The following is a 16,369-nucleotide window of genomic DNA, read 5'->3' on the forward strand; positions in this document are numbered from 1 at the left end:
GCTGCAGTCTTGTTATTTGGAGGTGCGATTGGAAAATCTGCACAATTCCCACTAAACGAATGGCTACTTGAGGCAATGACTGGACCTACTGCAGTTTCAGCATTAATTCATGCTGCAACAATGGTAAAGGCAGGTGTGTTCTTGGTAGCCCGCTTGGCTCCTCTCTTCTTTGCGCTGGCTGCAATTGGAATTAACATGGATCAATTCTTTGAGATAATAGCATGGGTTGGAGCAATAACTGCACTTCTTCTTGCTACACAAGGAATGGTACATCCTGAAATAAAGAAAGTTCTTGCATACTCTACTGGTTCACAGATAGGCTACATGATGATGGCTCTTGGTGTTGCAGGTCTTTCAAAACAATTCGTTGATGGTTATACTGCAGGATTCTTCCACCTCATTTCACATGCAATGTTCAAAGCATCGCTGTTCATGGCTGCAGGTTCTATACTACACATTGTAGGCTCTAGATTCATGACCGACATGGGAGGCCTGAGAAAATACATGAAAAAGACATATGCTTTCATGTGGGCAGCAGGTCTTGGCCTGATGGGTGCTCCATTTATCACAACTGGTTTCTGGAGTAAAGATGCAATATTTGGAGCAATTTATCAATCAGGTAATACTTGGGCTCTTCCGTTATTCTCAATAGCAGTAATTACTGCAGTGATAACCGCTTTCTATACAACCAGAATGATAGGATTGGTATTCTTTGGCAACAAGAGCAAACATGTTGAAGAATTAGAAAAGGAGGGACACCATGTGCATGAAGCTAGTCCTTCAATGTGGATTCCATATGGAATACTTGCAGTACTAACAATTGGAATAGGTGTGATGGGTCTTGCATTTGAACACCAAATTCATGATCTCTTTGTTAACTATCTGGGTTCAACATTTGGAATCAAGTCTGATGTAGGAGCAGTTGCAGTAGAATCACAGCCATTACTTGGTGGATTCCTAGAGGGTGTCAATCCTATAGCTCTTATGGCATCACTTGCTGCATTTGCAATTGGATTTGGACTGGGATACATCTTCTATATCGGAAGATTTGTTGATCCAGTCAAGTTTGTAAATTCTAACATATTCTTCTATGCCATTCACAAATTCTTCCTAAACAGGTGGTATCTTAACGCATTAATCTATTGGGGATTTGTTGTAGCTCCATTATACATTGCCAGAAGTGTTTACAAGTACTTTGAAAACATTGTTCTTGAGGGATTCAATGTGGTTCCTGAGAGGACTATGGCTGGTGGTGCAAGAATCATGCAGGCAACACAAACCGGAGTTTCCCAATCTTATCTTTACATCTTTGGAGTAGGTATACTAATCGTAGTATTCCTGTTGTTAATTTAGGAGATAGAAATGATAGACTTTACATCAACACCAATCATGTTAACTCTGATACTTGGAGCAGTAGGAGTATTAATTCCAGTACTTAATGTAGCAAGAAAAGAAAAAGGCTCGTCTGTTTATGGAGCCATAACACTTGGTGCATTACTTGCAGCAATTGGATTTGTTATCTATCAGATAATTACAAAGCATGTAACCCAGTCTGCAATATTTTCATCAAATGTTCTTGTTGATGACAAGTTTGGATCATTCTTTGCAATAGCGATGTTGATTGTTGGAATAATGACAACAGTTGGCTCGTTTAACTATATGCGCAAAAGAGCAAATCCTGCTGTATACTATTCGTTAATTTTACTTTCATCAATCGGAATGATACTGATTGCATACTCGACAGATCTAGTGATGTTGTTTATCGCATGGGAACTCATGAGTATTCCAACATACGTTCTGGCTGGATATCTCAAAAAGGATCCATCCTCAAATGAAGCTGCAATCAAGTACTTTTTGTTTGGAGCCTTATCATCTGGAATCATAATTTATGGTATCTCAATTGCATATGGTCTGACCGGTTCTACAAACATAGAGCAGGTGATTGTTGGGTTCTCAAAACTTGGACCAGACATGGTACCGCTTGCAATATTGGCAGTAGGTATGTTCATAGCTGGCTTTGGATTCAAGATAGGTCTAGTTCCGTTCCACATGTGGCTGCCTGATGCATACGAAGGAGCTCCTCCTACAATTGCAGCACTGCTTGCAGCAGGTACCAAGAAAGCTGGCTTTGCAGCAGTACTAAGAGTCATAATAATGGGAGCAATAGCACTCAATCTTCACTGGGCATTTGCACTTGCTGTTATTGCCATAGTGACCATGACTGTAGGAAACTTGGCTGCAATCAAACAAAGAAACCTCACAAGAATGCTTGCCTATTCAAGTATTGGCCAAGCTGGATACATCTTGATTGGTCTTAGTGTGGCTCCAATTTCTCCAATTGGAATCCAAGCTTCACTATTCCACATTCTCAATCATTCTGTGATGAAGGCAGCTGCCTTCATTGCTGTTGCAGGAATAGTTACAACTCTTGGTGTTACCCATATTGAAAAGATAAAAGGCCTTGGCAAAAGAATGCCTATCACAGCACTTGGTCTTACAATTTCATTACTTGCACTAGCTGGTGTGCCACCGCTTAATGGATTTTGGAGTAAACTGATGCTATTTGGTTCTGCAATTGATGCAGGTCACACCTTATCATGGGCTCCATATCTTGCAGTAGCAGGAGTTCTTAACAGTGCACTTTCACTTGCTTACTACGGTTGGATAATAAGGAAAATGTATTTCGAAGAAGGAGAATCAAACAAGGGACTAAAGGAACCAAAGTCAGTAATTGCTGTCATGATATTTTCAATAATCGTCATAGTTGGAATAGGTGTCTATCCAGATCCAGTTATAGCATTTGCAAAATCTGCAGTTCCAATTATGAGCGGACTACCAGCTATACACTAAGCATAGTCAAGTCTAGAAGACTTTCTAATCTTGTTCTTGCAGGACCATCATTAATTTTTCTTAATGCAGTCTTTGCTTTCTTGGAATAATCATTGAGCATTGCATCCATGCGGTCAAATACAATGCGAGGATCAGAACTTTTCTTAATCAGGGTATTGAATAACTTGTCTTCATTATTCCAGTCTTGTAGATCGTCTCTAATTTGGTATGCTATTCCCATGTTCTTGCCATATTCTGCAAGTGCCAAAATTTGTTCCTCGGTACCGCCTCCTAATATGGCTCCAATTTTTGCAGCCGCCTCAAATGCCGTAGCAGTTTTGTATTCCATCACCTTGACATAATCATCAAAGGTGACATCTTCGCTTGTCTCAAGTCTTGTCTCAATCATCTCTCCCTCACTCATCATCATTGCAGTGATTGCAAGTTCTCTTCCTATTCTTGCGTTATCAAGACGGGATGAAATGTTCAAAATCAGACCCAGTACGAAATCTCCTGTTATGATACTTGTGTTATATCCATATTTTATGTGGAAAGGATCTTTTCTTCTTCTTAGAATTTCGTTATCTATGATATCATCATGAATCACAGACTCTGTATGCAACAGTTCCACTGCACATGATGCTGAATATGCATTTTCATCGCATTTTCCAACGCTTTCTGTAGACAAGATGAGGATTAATGGTCTTATTCGCTTTCCGCCCTCTAACGAATATTGTAATGGTTCAAAAAATTCTGATGCAGAATATAGATCTAATTCTTGTTTGATTGCGTCATTAACCTTGGCTATGTAACTTTCAAAGTCTTTTATGAGTGGATTTATCTCAAAATTCTTTCTATCCAAGAATTTGCACTAGCAAACTGTAAATTGCAGTTAGAATATTAATGCTTTTGAAAGGTGGTGCTCCAGCCGGGATTTTCATCATGAAGAATTTGAACCCGGGTCGTAGGATTGAAAGTCCCACATGCTTGACCGGTCTACACCACTGGAGCCCAAATTGCATCCTATTTTATATCCATAAAATCCTTTTGAAGGCATTCAAAAGATTTTTTTATTGCTGAAAGTTGATAATTACCATGAGCTCTCTTATTGCAAGAATTGATAAAATAATTGAAGATCAGAGTTTGCTAAAGCACAAATTCTATGTAATGTGGAGTGAAGGTAAATTATCAATAGACTCTCTTAGTGGTTATTCAAAAGAATACTTTCAACTCGTAAAATCAGTTCCTTCGTTTGTAGGAGACGTGATGGAAAAAAGCCCATCTGAAATCAAGAACAAAATTGCCTCAAACAGAGATGAAGAATCTGAACACATTGAACCATGGATGAAATTTGCATCTGCACTAGGCGTATCACAAAATGAACTAAGAAACTATGAAGGTCTTGAGGCTACAAAACAAGCCATCTCAAATCTTTCATGTCTTATGAATTCATTTGAGGGTGGAGCTGCTGCAATGTATGCCTTGGAACAAGAAATACCAAAAATTAGCTTATCAAAGATAGATGGATTACGAAAATTCTATGGCCTTTCAGATGATGATGCAATAGAATATTTCAGACTACATGCAGAAGCTGACATAAGACATGCTGCTCTCTGGAGAAAAATATTGGAAAAAACTCCTGCATCAAAAGAAGATGAATTGGTAGAAATAGCTAGCAAATCAGTAGCTGCTCAAAATCTCTTACTTGACAGCTGTTACAATGCTTACTGTTAACCTCTATACTATTTTATAGCGCATGTCAATTTGCTCTTTCGTAGGGCCCATAACTCAGCTTGGTAGAGTAACCGGCTCATAACCGGTGAGCCAAGGGATCGAAGCCCTTTGGGCCCACTACTTGTTTCTTCAACTCTGTATGTGACATTTGGCCTTAGGCGAATATTTTGTTCTATAATTTTTATCAGAAGAGTAAATGGACGTATAGCCTAGAATTTTTTTATTGTATACTAATTTTAAAATAAGCAGTAAATTATCTTCATTTGGCCGCAATGAAGAATCAGAGTTATAACTGACACGATGATGTAAAGGCATTTGTCTGAGCTGCCTCTTTCTTGAAATGATGTTACTACATTTGACACAACAAATGTTTGCACAAAATGTTATAGAGTATATATAAAGCGCGTATTTAAACACCGAAATGCCTCAAACAAAACCTATTGTAAGTATAGAAAATGTTGTGGCCTCAGCTTCAATTGATCAACGAATTGATCTTAATGTAATTACACAAACATTTCCTGATGTCGAATACCATCCTGATCAATTTCCAGGTTTAGTTTTTCGAATAAAGTCACCCAAAACTGCAACATTAATTTTCAGTTCGGGGAAAATGGTCTGCACTGGGGCAAAATCTGAAGAACAGTCAATCAAGGCAGTTCGTAGTGTTGTTCAGACATTACGAAAAGGTGGAATTAAGATAAAAAATGACGCAGTTATTACAATCCAGAATATGGTTGCATCTGCTAATCTTGGTGGGAAGATACATCTGGAACAAGCAGCAAGAAGTCTTCCACGAAGCATGTATGAGCCTGAACAATTTCCAGGTTTGATACACAGGATGCTTGACCCTAAAACTGTCATACTGTTATTTGCATCTGGAAAACTTGTCTGCACTGGAGCAAAAAAAGAGTCTGATGTTTACAGGTCTGTACATAACCTGCATACTCTTTTAGAAGAAAAGAAATTAATGATCTACGAAAGCTAGACTGTAAAATCTATTTTGATGAACTCATTTGTTTTTTGATTCTATCTAGAATCTGATCATCTAGAATATTTTCAGTGTGTAAAATATTGGAAATGGCAAGTATGTCTGTAATTTCATACAACTTTACTTTTTCAGCCTCTAGGTTTTCACGTGCTCCTTCAAGTCTGTTGATTATGACAAATGCCGAGTCTACAACCACTTTGGCCTCTTTTAGAGCCTTGATGGCATTGAGTAGTGAATGGCCAGTTGTTCCAACGTCATCTACCAAGACTACTCTAGAACCGGGTGGTATTTTTCCCTCTATGAGACTACCAGTACCATAATCTTTTGGCTTTTGTCTGATGTAGATTAGAGGCTTTACAGTTTCCATGGCCAATGCAGACGCTATTACAAGTCCTGATGTTGGAACTGATGCAATATAATCAAAACTGTCAAGCCCTATGGTCTCTGATATCAAGTTTTGAACAGATTTTATCATCTTTCTAAATTGGTGTGGAAAACTTGGTACTAGTCGAAGATCGATATAGTAGGCGCTGTCTTTTCCGCTTGAAAGCTTGAAATCTCCAAACTTGATTGCACCACTCTCTTGCAAAAATATTGCAAATTCTTTGACAAAACCCACAGCAAAATTTACCGAACTAGATTTATTTTAACTGTCCCTTCGGTATGGTATGCCTGAAATTTGGCTTAGCTATGGACCTACAGACGTTGTTCTTGATGTAATGGCAGAAAATCTGGAAAAACAAATAGTTCCTGGAGGCGTGAGCTTGACTGATGCAGAAATTGCATCAAAACTCGAATCTGTTGATCTGTCAAAGCCTACAGAATTTGTGATAATGGAACATTCCAAATCTGTTCTGAAGATAATCTCTGGCTTGTTAGACATTTGCACAAAAAAGTCCCTCCCAAAACCAAAATTCTTGGTAGACAAGTCAAACTTGAATTCTATTAAAAATGTCTTCGCTGATCCGACCGTATCAATATCAGAATTTAACAACTCTCAATTTTCTAACGCTAATCTGATCTTTATAGGAGAGATGGAGTTTGATGGCTTGTTTGGATATGATACAATGTCCACTAAATTATTGCGAAGATTTGGTAAAGATAACATGCTTGAGGCATATGAAAAAAGAGAAGGAAATCTTCCACTTCCTGGTTATGAGTTGCAAACAATGCAGGTGGCAAAAAAATTTACTGATGGATTTGAGATATCTTCTATTGAGATTGTGGCAAATCAATCTGGAATAATTGATGTTGCTGTAGGTCACCCTTCCTCGACTTTCTCGTTATCAAAATCTCTATCCTCAAATGCCATACATGAGACCGAAAAACATCGGGTAGCAATTGTTAGCACTGGAAAAGAGACAAGCAATGAAACATTGAGCAGATCACTTTCATCTGTCTGGAATTGCTCAGGTGTGATAAAAGATGAGGGGTTGATTATACTTCTTGCAGAATGCAAAAATGGATTGGGTTCTGAAGCAATTCAGCAATATGTGGAAGGAAGAATGAATCTGGACAGGCTAAAAAATCCCTCTAAATATTTGGATGGGATGGAAGATCTACTATTTCTAACAGAAATGCACAAGAAATTTGGAATAGGTATAGTATCAATTTTGCCGAATCTTTATACAAAAGACAAACTTGGTATGATTCCATTTAGTGGTGCAAAGGAGACAATGGATTATGTTCTTAAGACATATGGTGAAAGGCAAAAGATTACCATCATTCCTGATGGCTCACACGTCTTACTGCGGTAAAATAGAAAACGGTAATGGTGCACAGAGAAATGCAAGAACAATGACAAGCCCGAATATTCTTTTTCTTTTTCGCGATAATGGAGATATGTCATCTAATGGTTTTATGTCCTGACTTCTCATGCTAAACATTAGTACAAACAATGCCATGATGTAGTATCCAGTTGAAGCAAGAATTCCTATACTTGCATATGTCAAAATTCTGTGCCATTTGATACCAAATGTTGCTCTAGCAATGTGACCGCCATCAAGTTGCCATGCTGGAAGAAGATTAAGAAACGTTATGAGAAAACCAAACCATGCTGCCAACAAAACTGGCGACATTACAAGTTCTTGGTTTGGTACATGTTTTCCAACTAGAAATATTGTGGCATCCATTATTATGCTAGAATGCAGATCCATGAGACCAGATTTTTGCAAAAGTTCCTGGGCCTGTGAACTTGGTATCAAAGGGGAAAGATATGCGCCATACGTGGAAACAATTATTGCTACAACAAGTCCTGCAATGGGACCAGAGATTCCTACATCAAAAAGTATGTTTCTGTTTACAATCAAACCGCGAGACATTATGAGTGCTCCAAATGTTGGTACAAAACCTACCACCGGAATTCCTGGAATAAAATATGGCCAACTGATCTTAAGTTTGTGTCTCTTTGACGCAATCATATGACCAAGTTCGTGGATACCAAGTATTCCAATTAATGATGCAGTGTATAGTGTTGCTATGTAAAATGGGTCATCTCCTTTTACAATGGAATTTGTACTAATTGCTCGATAATACCCGTCAATCATTACCATTGCTATTGTAGCAGCAAATAGTGCTCTTGGAATCCAAGATCTGCGTGACTTTGGAGGCTCAAATCTTGAAACCAGCAAAAATATTCTTCCAGAACTTGATTCTAGTCTGGCTATGATGTTTTTTGATTCCATGCGTTGAACCAGTTGGCGAAATTTCTCAGTTATCTCATTTCCAGAAATTTCAATTTGTAATACGGTTGGACTTTGATTAAAGCCTACTATAGTAAAATATGAAGAAACCATTGATAAAACTTCATCAAGAGTTGATATGTTTGACCGTCTGTTCATTACTGGCTTTAATTATTTCTTTTATTTGCTTAGAGTTAAATAATTAATAATTCCAGTATCATCAGAATGCAGGTGGCATTAAGAGAAATTGGTAACTGTGTCATTCGTAGATGCGATCTTTCAGACTTGATTTCAACCATGGAGATAAATCTCAAAACGCTGCCAGAACACTATTCTGACTATTTCTATGAAAGTCTACTTGCTGAGCTTCCTGAGGCATTCCTAGTGGCAGAGGTGGACAAGAAGCTTGTGGGGTACATAATGTGTAAAATTGAATATGGTTTTTCAAACTTCAAAAAACTTGGCTTTGTAAAAAAGGGTCATGTTGTATCCGTTGCAGTATTGCCAGAACATCGAAGAAAGGGAATTGGAGAGGGCTTGGTTCTGGAAGCAATTGGAGGAGTAAAACTGAAAAAATCCGATGAACTGTATCTTGAAGTCAGATGTAGTAATAGTGATGCCGTAAGGCTGTATGAAAAACTTGGATTTGTCATAAAACAACGACTAAAAGCCTACTATCGTGACGGCGAAGATGCATATTTGATGGCAATTGAGTTTGCTTACTAGATTAAAATAAATAAGTCACAAAAAGACTCTAGCCTTATGACAAGACAACGAACTATTGGAATAATGATCTTTGTCTTGGCAATTGTGGGATTCTTTGTTTATGCCTATCTTCTGATGCTCTCTGAATGGAGTCCTATTGTCTTACAACTTTCAGTATTAATGGCAGTGGGAGGAATTCTTGGAGTTATTTCTTGGATAGGATACAACATGGCAACCTCAAGACCATCTCCTTCCTCTCTTGTAACTGATGACAAGTAATTATTTGGATATTTCTGCATCAACAACTGCTTGGTAAAATCTTGGACCTACAGGTCTTACAATTTTTGCTCCTAAAATTTCTGATTTGACATTTACAACACCTAGGAAATGTTGTGGTGCCAAAGACGAAACAAGTCCTTTTTTTTCTGCATGGATGTGACAGTAGTAGTGTATTATTGCATTTTTCTTTGCAGCTCTTATGGCATTTCCAAGAAATTCATCTGATCTTTCAGGCAGCAACATTAGGACTCTATCTCCTGTCTCAAGTAATTTTTCTTCTATTACTTTTGCGGCATCTCCTTCAATTGATTCCACAGTTCCTTTTAGTTTGTTTAGTTGTATGTTTTTTGTGCATAATCTGGCTGCATCGGGATTGATATCGATATTGTAAACATGACACTTTTTCTTTTTTGCAGCCACGATGGAAAACATTCCAACTCCTCCAAACATGTTGATTACAGTCTCCCCATCTTTAATCAGTTCTGCAATTCTTTCTCGTTCTGTTGAAAGTCTGGGTGAAAAAAAGGTCTTTTCCACATCAACTATGAACCTACAACCATGTTCTTTGTATTCTGTTTCAGTCTTGTCCTCTCCTGCAAGTAACTCTAGTTTTCTAATTCTATAGTCTCCTTCTACTGGAGATGATTGATAATAGACTGATTTTGCGGTCTTTACTTTTTCTAAAAGAACCTCTCCAATTATCTTTCTCTTAGACAAAAGAGCATCTGGTACCCTCAAGNTTGATCTTGCTGTCTTTACTTTTTCTAAAAGAACCTCACCAATTATCTTTCTCTTAGGCAAAAGAGCATCTGGAACTCTCAAGATGATTATGTTTCCTATCTGATCAAATGCACCATAAAGCTCCTCTGCCTCCGCTTCTGTGAGGATTCCAGTCATTGCCTGTTTTAGCATCTTTGTCAATTTCTATAGTAAAACTTTCCAGACTGTTTCTGTTCTCTGTCTAGTCTGCTTTCCAATTTGTTTACTCTGGGTCTCATGCTTGTTTCATCTCTTCTGTATGTCATGTCAAGAGATCTCAAGAATTCATTCATTCCATCTACCTTGGGTTTTGGAGTTGTCGCGTGACCTTCTCTTCCTGGAGTTCCATGGAAAATTACAATTGAATCTGAGATCAAATCCATAAGCTGAATATCATGATCAACTATAATTGCAGATTTTCCATACGATCTTACAAATCTCTGAATAAGCTTGGCTATTGCTATTCTATCTTCAACATCTAAGAATGCAGATGGCTCATCAAGTGCATAAACATCAACTTTTTGTAAAAGACATGCTCCTATTGCTACTTTCTGGAGTTCTCCGCCTGACAAATTCTTGACAGACTTGTTGTATAGTTTTTTTATTCTCATTGGATTGATTATGATCTCTTCTTCTGGTGTTTCTTGGATTGATCCACCATATGCTTTCTCTAAAAGTGAAAGTACTTCGATATCGTAATCATTTGTTAGATATTGTGGCTTGTAGGCAATCTTTACCTTGGTTTCAATATTTCCTACATCAGGTTTTTCAACACCAGCTATCATCTTCATCATGGTTGTTTTTCCTAATGCGTTTGCGCCAACTATGCCTAGGACTTCGCTTTTTCTAACCCTACCTGCTTCAATTGATAGTGAAAAGTTTGCAAATTTTCTCTCTAGGCTTGGATAATTGATGATATTCTCAATTGTAACAAATTCGTCTGTTGATGTAGATGCATCAAACTTGAATGCAGCATCTCTGAATCTGACATTTTCATTTGGAAGATAGCCGTCCAAGAACACGTTAATTCCAACTTTGGTGGAAAGCATGTTTGCAACTATTCCGTATGCTGCAGGCTCGCCATAAAGGATCTCAATAAAGTCACTTAGGTAATCTAATAGAGTGAGATCATGCTCTACCACCATTACACTCTTTCCAATTTTTGCAAGATCTTGAATTACTCTGGCAACTCCAATTCTCTGAAAAACATCATTATACGATGATGGCTCATCAAAAAAGTAAAAGTCTGATTCTCTTGATGCGGCAACTGCTACTGCAATTCTTTGCAATTCTCCACCACTCAAGTCTGTGAGTTTATTTTCTAAAGAATTTTGTAATCCGAGTTGTTGTATCAGTTCTTTTGCCTTGCCACGTTCGTCATATTTTTCCAAGAGTTCTTTTGCATTGCCGTCGAATACCTTTGCCAGGTTGTATACCTGTTGAGGTTTTATGGATGCCTTTAGTTCGTTATTTGCTATTTTTTCAAAATGTGGTTTAAGCTCAGTGCCTTGAAAATGCTTTAACACCTGACTCCATTCTGGAGGTGAGGTATAATCTCCCAAGTTCGGTCTTAGGTTTCCTGATAGTATTCCTACAACCGTACTTTTTCCTATTCCGTTTCTTCCAAGAAGTCCCATGACTTGACCTTTCTTTAAACTTGGAATTCTATACAATCTGAATGCATTTTGTCCATACTGGTGAATCTTGTCTGATTTTAATTCCTCAGCCAGATTGACAATTGTTATTGCATCAAATGGACAAACCTTGACACAAATTCCACATCCATTGCAAATGTTTTCATCAATCTGGGCCTTGGCAGTTTCTTCATTTAGTACTATACAGTCTTGCCCCATCTTGTTTACTGGACAATATTTGATACACTCTAGACCACATTTCTTGGTCTGACAATTTTCCTTATCCAGTACTGCAACTCGATGTGTCATGCGTAATACCTTTTTTCTTAATTTATATCTCTATCAAGTAAGATTAATACATAACATTAGAAGCAAAAGAAACTAAGCCGGCCATAGCGTTGGGGTCCGACCCGGTCCCATACCGAACCCGGAAGTCAAACCCAATGTCGCTACTGTGTTACTAAGGTGCGAGAGCCCTTGGGAAGCAGTAGTGCTGGCGCCTTTTTACTAGTCTAAAGCAACGGAGTTGGGAGATGCATGCCATGTTGTTTCTATGGGCGTATTTTTGTCAAATCCTCTCTTTTGGGCATCATCTGGAAAGTCATCGACATAATCTGATACCAGTTCTCTTACAATTCTGTCAATCTCTGCAACTGAAGACACATCTGTAAATAATGACTGTACTTCATTACATCCGACCACGTAGCCGTTTGCGTTAGGCGTAATGGTGAAGGTAATTTTGTGTAGTTTTTGATTATCTGTCATATGTTGTATATATTTACAAAACCTAAAAAAGATCTCGATCAGTTACTGTCATTGTGAGCAACTGCAGTATATGTGGAGAAAAATTCTCTGACGACATTAGGTTTCTAAATCACATGATGGAAAAACATGGGTTTCGAAATCCAAACACTGGAACGCCTGATAGAAACAGCAGAGGATACTAACTTTTTTAGAACTTTAGGGCTATCTTTTTACTATTGGAAAATAGACTTCCTGTTCTCATGAAAAATGCTTTTGGGGTTTTACAGTCTTGAGTGCAACTAGACGATGAATCATAGTCTAAATGTTCTCTTGACTTGCCAGTCAAAACATTGAAAAAAAGAGGCAAAATTGCTGCCCTTCCTCCAAATGCAGTCTTTTTTGTCATAAACCAGAACATCACAGTGGAATCATAGTTGGAATCAAAAACCTCTGATTTTATTTTCATACCAATGTCTGAATAATGACCTACGATCAAAATCTTGTCTTTGGCAAACCTATGTACTATACTTGCAAATTTAGAACAAAGATAACACTTGTCGTCGTAAATAACGAGAGGGAATAGATCTCTTATATCCATATTTTTTCTACGTTGCTTTTGGATTAATGTTTTGTGAAATAACTTTTTATTTACTCAAAATGCGTTAACAAACATGAATTTGAATTATGGTGTGAATTCTGAAATTCAAATTTTGGAATTGGTATGGCCCTAAACTATTACCATATTTTCAAAAAAGTAAAAGAAGCAAGGAAACTTGTGATTAAAGGAATTACCACTGCTGGTTCTGGTCATCCGGGAGGTTCATTCTCGATGGCAGAGATTATGGGTTGTATGTATTTTAAATTTCTAAAATATGATCCGCAAAACCCTCTTTGGGAAGACAGGGATAGACTTGTCTTGTCAAAAGGTCATGCATCTCCGGGCTTGTTTTCTAATCTTGCAGTAGCTGGATTTTTTGCTAAATCTGAAATGGAGACACTGAGAAAATTTGGAAGTAAATTACAAGGTCATCCAGATTTCAAATGTCCAGGAGTTGAATTTTGTGGGGGATCACTTGGACTGGGATTATCATTTTCTACTGGAATGGCTCTTGCAGCAAGAATTGATGGGAAAAATCATCATATTTACACAGTAATTGGTGATGGAGAATCTGACGAAGGACAAGTTTGGGAGGCTGCTATGGCTGCCTCTAAATACAAAGTGGATAATCTTACAGTTTTCTTGGATAGAAATTTCATTCAACAAGACGACTATACAGAAAGAGTGATGCCTCTAGATGAGGAGCTTGTTGACGATGATATTTCTGAGATGTGGAAAAATGCTGCAAGGTGGAAGGTGGGTGATAAATGGAGGTCTTTTGGATGGAATGTTTTAGAAATAGATGGTCATCGCATAGAGCAGATATCCAAGGCAGTAAATTCTGCGTTGCAAACAAAAGGGACTCCTTCAATTATCATATCTCGTACCATTAAAGGCAAATCTGTAGAACACATGGAAGATAATCCAAAATGGCACGGCGTTGCACCAAATCCGCAGATATCTCCTATAATTGATCTAGAGTTAGATTGTCAATTTTTGATAGCTCCATCTATAATTGCAGGAGATATGACGAATTTAGAAAATGAGGTAAAGAGAGCAGCTCTTGCAAGATCTGACTTTATTCATCTTGATGTGATGGATGGAGTGTTTGTACCAAACAAAACATTTGATCATGAAAAAATAAAACAACTACGACCAATTACACCAATTCCATTTGATACTCATCTTATGATCACAGAACCAATAAAACATGTAAAAAATTATGTTGATGCAGGATCTGATGTCATCACAGTACATGCAGAAGTTTGTGATGAATCAAGTTTTGGAGAAATACATGATATTCTACGCTCAAATTCAGTAAGTGTTGGGCTTGCAATCAATCCTGATACAGAATTGCCTTTGTGGTCTGAGAAATTTATTGAAGATTTGGATCAGTTGATAATAATGTCTGTAATTCCTGGCAAATCAGGTCAAAAATACATTGAATCTACGCATGAAAAGACACAACGAATAGCCAAATTCCTGTCTGAAAGAAAATTTGAGGGTATGATTGAGGCAGACGGAGGAGTAGACTTGACAAATGTAGAATCTTGTTTCTTGGATGGCGCAAGAGTGTTTGTGGGTGGAAGTGCAATAATAGGACAAAAAGATGTTAGAGCCACAATTATTGAGTTTAGGAAGAAGCTGATGCATGCAAGAAGAAAACTCTTGATTCACAAAGCCCACAGCCTAGGAAGTACTGAACTTGTAAACAAATGGATAGATCTACATGAGGTAGGTAAAAAGAAAACTGAACTTTTACAGATAGCGCAGGAGGCAGGTTTTGCATGACCGAATTTGGTGATATGCGAACTGTTTATGGTGATACGCTGATCAAATTAGGGGAAGAAAATCCAAACATTGTGGTAGTTGGTGCCGATACTACAGATTCATTAAAGACAAGGCCATTTGGAAAAAAATTTCCAAATAGATTCTTCAATGTAGGCATTGCTGAAGCCAACTTGGTTACAATTGCAGCAGGTCTTGCAAATGAAGGAAAAATTCCGTTTGCAAGTACTTATGCTGCGTTTCTTCCTGGTCGATGTGTTGACCAGATACGCAATGCAATAGCATATCCATCAAGAAATGGTAAAAATGGATTGAATGTGAAGATGGTTGTATCACATGGTGGTCTTAGCGTAGGTCCTGATGGTGGATCTCATCAACAGATTGAAGATATTGCAATAATGAGGGTTATTCCAAATCTCAAAGTTTTTGTTCCATCTGATACCGTATCTGTGGAAAAACTAACCAGACTTTTTGCTCAAGTTTATGGGCCATGCTATATGAGACTTGCAAGATCAAAAACACCAATAATTCATTCAAAAGAGCAAGAATTCAAAATGGGTAAGGGAATTGTATTGCGAGAAGGCTCTGACTGTACAATTGTTGCATGTGGAATAACTGTCAGTATTGCACTTGAAGCTGCTGACTCTTTGAAACAAGAAGGAATATCGTGTAGGGTCATAGACATGTTTTCTATAAAACCGATTGATTCAGAAATTTTAGAAAAGGCAGCACGTGAGACTGGAGGTATAGTTACATGTGAAGAACATAACGTGATGGCAGGATTTGGTTCTGCTGTTGCTGAGGCAGTATCTGAGACGTACCCTGTTCTTGTAAAACGTGTGGGTGCAAAGGATCAGTTTGGAGAATCTGCAAGAGACAATGAAATTCCTCTCTTGCTTGAAAAACATGGTATCACATCAATTCATATATCTAATGCCGTTAAGTCTATTCGGAGTCAAACCAGATGAAGATATTTCTGGATACTGCAAATATTTCGGCAATAAAGACGTATAACGACATGGGTCTTGTAGATGGAATTACTACAAACCCGTCTCTTATGGCTAAGGAGGGAGGAGATCCTCAAAAAGTCATGGGGGAAATTGTTAGAATTGTCAAAGGCGATGTTAGCTTGGAAGTACTAAGCGTAGAAACTAATGGAATGTTGGAAGAAGGCAGACGACTGAGAAAATATGGCAACAATGTGGTTGTAAAATGTCCCCTAACTCCTGATGGTCTTAAAGCCTGTAAAATATTGACATCAGAAAATATTCCTGTAAACGTCACACTTTGCTTTTCTGTAAATCAAGCCATATTGGCAGCAAAGGCCGGTGCAAAATATGTTAGTCCATTTATTGGTAGACTTGATGACAATGGTCAAGATGGGATGAATCTTATCAGAGAAATGCATCAAGTCTTTGAGAATTATAAATTTAGTACACAAATTCTTGTTGCAAGTGTAAGACATCCAATGCATGTTGTCGAAGCTGCAAAAATTGGAGCTGATGTGGTTACACTACCACCGGATGTACTGGGCAAGATGTTAAAACATCCTCTAACAGATGCGGGTCTGAAAAACTTTCTTGCAGACTGGGAAAAATTAAAAAAAGAAAACCCAAACATACGAATCTAA

The 16,369-nt window shown here is 37.9% G+C and carries 18 protein-coding genes, 2 tRNA genes, 1 rRNA gene and 1 pseudogene; 13 read left to right on the forward strand and 9 right to left on the reverse strand.

Going from position 1 to position 16,369, the window contains the following annotated elements; all coding sequences use genetic code 11:
- Together DYY66_RS08835 and DYY66_RS08840 are read left to right on the forward strand one after the other, a co-directional pair.
- Positions 1-1,353, forward strand: a 1,353-nt coding sequence (locus DYY66_RS08835) for an NADH-quinone oxidoreductase subunit L (RefSeq protein WP_304515759.1), incomplete at its 5' end; no start/stop codon positions are given.
- A 9-nt stretch (positions 1,354-1,362) separates the two neighbouring features.
- Positions 1,363-2,850 carry an NADH-quinone oxidoreductase subunit N gene (locus tag DYY66_RS08840; protein WP_166288289.1) on the forward strand — a complete coding sequence of 496 codons (1,488 nt, stop codon included), beginning with the start codon at positions 1,363-1,365 and terminating at the stop codon, positions 2,848-2,850.
- On the opposite strand, the gene DYY66_RS08845 is transcribed toward DYY66_RS08840, so the two are convergent.
- Both DYY66_RS08845 and DYY66_RS08850 read right to left on the reverse strand, forming a co-directional pair.
- The gene (locus tag DYY66_RS08845) at positions 2,840-3,691 is read right to left on the reverse strand and encodes a polyprenyl synthetase family protein (protein WP_166288292.1); all 852 of its coding nucleotides are present in this window, start codon (positions 3,689-3,691) and stop codon (positions 2,840-2,842) included. The genes DYY66_RS08840 and DYY66_RS08845 overlap by 11 nt on opposite strands.
- 55 nt (positions 3,692-3,746) lie before the next feature.
- Positions 3,747-3,840 (reverse strand) — tRNA-Glu (locus DYY66_RS08850).
- A gap of 84 nt (positions 3,841-3,924) precedes the next feature.
- Between DYY66_RS08850 and DYY66_RS08855 the strand changes: the two genes are divergently transcribed.
- From DYY66_RS08855 to DYY66_RS08865, 3 genes are all read left to right on the forward strand, one after another.
- Entirely contained in the window at positions 3,925-4,563 is a 639-nt protein-coding gene (locus tag DYY66_RS08855; RefSeq protein WP_166288295.1) for a TenA family transcriptional regulator, read from the forward strand.
- A gap of 43 nt (positions 4,564-4,606) precedes the next feature.
- Positions 4,607-4,680, forward strand: a tRNA-Ile gene (locus DYY66_RS08860).
- Between the two features lie 304 nt (positions 4,681-4,984).
- Positions 4,985-5,548 carry a TATA-box-binding protein gene (locus DYY66_RS08865; RefSeq protein ID WP_166288298.1) on the forward strand — a complete coding sequence of 188 codons (564 nt, stop codon included), beginning with the start codon at positions 4,985-4,987 and terminating at the stop codon, positions 5,546-5,548.
- 10 nt (positions 5,549-5,558) lie between these two features.
- Here the strand turns inward: DYY66_RS08865 and pyrE are convergent, their stop codons facing one another.
- Positions 5,559-6,170: an orotate phosphoribosyltransferase gene (gene pyrE / locus DYY66_RS08870; protein WP_166288301.1), complete on the reverse strand. Its 612-nt coding sequence runs from the start codon at positions 6,168-6,170 to the stop codon at positions 5,559-5,561.
- Between the two features lie 49 nt (positions 6,171-6,219).
- Between pyrE and DYY66_RS08875 the strand changes: the two genes are divergently transcribed.
- Positions 6,220-7,308 carry a transcriptional regulator gene (locus DYY66_RS08875; RefSeq protein ID WP_166288304.1) on the forward strand — a complete coding sequence of 363 codons (1,089 nt, stop codon included), beginning with the start codon at positions 6,220-6,222 and terminating at the stop codon, positions 7,306-7,308.
- Here the strand turns inward: DYY66_RS08875 and DYY66_RS08880 are convergent.
- Complete coding sequence (locus tag DYY66_RS08880; protein ID WP_166288307.1) at positions 7,297-8,391, reverse strand: site-2 protease family protein; 1,095 nt, start codon at positions 8,389-8,391, stop codon at positions 7,297-7,299. The genes DYY66_RS08875 and DYY66_RS08880 overlap by 12 nt on opposite strands.
- A gap of 66 nt (positions 8,392-8,457) precedes the next feature.
- Here DYY66_RS08880 and DYY66_RS08885 point away from each other — a divergent pair, with 66 nt between their 5' ends.
- Both DYY66_RS08885 and DYY66_RS08890 read left to right on the forward strand, forming a co-directional pair.
- The gene (locus tag DYY66_RS08885; RefSeq protein ID WP_166288310.1) at positions 8,458-8,958 is read left to right on the forward strand and encodes a GNAT family N-acetyltransferase; all 501 of its coding nucleotides are present in this window, start codon (positions 8,458-8,460) and stop codon (positions 8,956-8,958) included.
- 36 nt (positions 8,959-8,994) lie between these two features.
- Complete coding sequence (locus DYY66_RS08890; protein WP_166288313.1) at positions 8,995-9,216, forward strand: transcriptional regulator; 222 nt, start codon at positions 8,995-8,997, stop codon at positions 9,214-9,216.
- Here DYY66_RS08890 and DYY66_RS08895 read toward each other — a convergent pair.
- From DYY66_RS08895 to DYY66_RS08900, 3 genes and pseudogenes are all read right to left on the reverse strand, one after another.
- Positions 9,217-9,955 (reverse strand): class I SAM-dependent methyltransferase family protein (locus tag DYY66_RS08895; RefSeq protein ID WP_255496408.1); only part of this gene is annotated, 739 nt, incomplete at its 5' end.
- Position 9,956: 1 nt separating this feature from the next.
- Positions 9,957-10,128: pseudogene (locus DYY66_RS16435) on the reverse strand (class I SAM-dependent methyltransferase family protein); the annotation flags it as partial.
- A 5-nt stretch (positions 10,129-10,133) separates the two neighbouring features.
- The gene (locus DYY66_RS08900) at positions 10,134-11,918 is read right to left on the reverse strand and encodes a ribosome biogenesis/translation initiation ATPase RLI (protein ID WP_166288316.1); all 1,785 of its coding nucleotides are present in this window, start codon (positions 11,916-11,918) and stop codon (positions 10,134-10,136) included.
- A gap of 73 nt (positions 11,919-11,991) precedes the next feature.
- Between DYY66_RS08900 and rrf the strand changes: the two genes are divergently transcribed.
- Positions 11,992-12,111, forward strand: a 5S ribosomal RNA gene (gene rrf, locus DYY66_RS08905).
- Positions 12,112-12,116: 5 nt separating this feature from the next.
- Here rrf and DYY66_RS08910 read toward each other — a convergent pair.
- Positions 12,117-12,374, reverse strand: coding sequence for a hypothetical protein (locus DYY66_RS08910; RefSeq protein WP_166288319.1), 258 nt, complete (start codon positions 12,372-12,374; stop codon positions 12,117-12,119).
- Positions 12,375-12,427: 53 nt separating this feature from the next.
- Between DYY66_RS08910 and DYY66_RS14835 the strand changes: the two genes are divergently transcribed.
- On the forward strand, positions 12,428-12,556 hold the full coding sequence (locus DYY66_RS14835; RefSeq protein WP_255496409.1) for a hypothetical protein: 129 nt from the start codon (positions 12,428-12,430) through the stop codon (positions 12,554-12,556).
- A 5-nt stretch (positions 12,557-12,561) separates the two neighbouring features.
- Here DYY66_RS14835 and DYY66_RS08915 read toward each other — a convergent pair whose 3' ends face one another.
- Positions 12,562-12,951 (reverse strand): hypothetical protein, encoded by a 390-nt coding sequence (locus tag DYY66_RS08915; protein ID WP_166288322.1) that lies wholly within the window; start codon positions 12,949-12,951, stop codon positions 12,562-12,564.
- Positions 12,952-13,074: 123 nt separating this feature from the next.
- On the opposite strand from DYY66_RS08915, the gene DYY66_RS08920 reads away from it, so the two are divergent.
- The 3 genes from DYY66_RS08920 to fsa are packed head-to-tail and all read left to right on the forward strand — an operon-like array spanning position 13,075 to position 16,369.
- Entirely contained in the window at positions 13,075-14,742 is a 1,668-nt protein-coding gene (locus tag DYY66_RS08920) for a ribulose-phosphate 3-epimerase (RefSeq protein ID WP_166288325.1), read from the forward strand.
- On the forward strand, positions 14,739-15,707 hold the full coding sequence (locus DYY66_RS08925) for a transketolase family protein (protein WP_166288328.1): 969 nt from the start codon (positions 14,739-14,741) through the stop codon (positions 15,705-15,707). Before DYY66_RS08920 ends, DYY66_RS08925 begins: the two co-directional genes overlap by 4 nt.
- Positions 15,704-16,369, forward strand: coding sequence for a fructose-6-phosphate aldolase (gene fsa / locus DYY66_RS08930; RefSeq protein ID WP_166288331.1), 666 nt, complete (start codon positions 15,704-15,706; stop codon positions 16,367-16,369). Before DYY66_RS08925 ends, fsa begins: the two co-directional genes overlap by 4 nt.

It is taken from the genome of Candidatus Nitrosotalea sp. FS (assembly GCF_011319475.1).
Taxonomy (GTDB): Archaea; Thermoproteota; Nitrososphaeria; order Nitrososphaerales; family Nitrosopumilaceae; genus Nitrosotalea.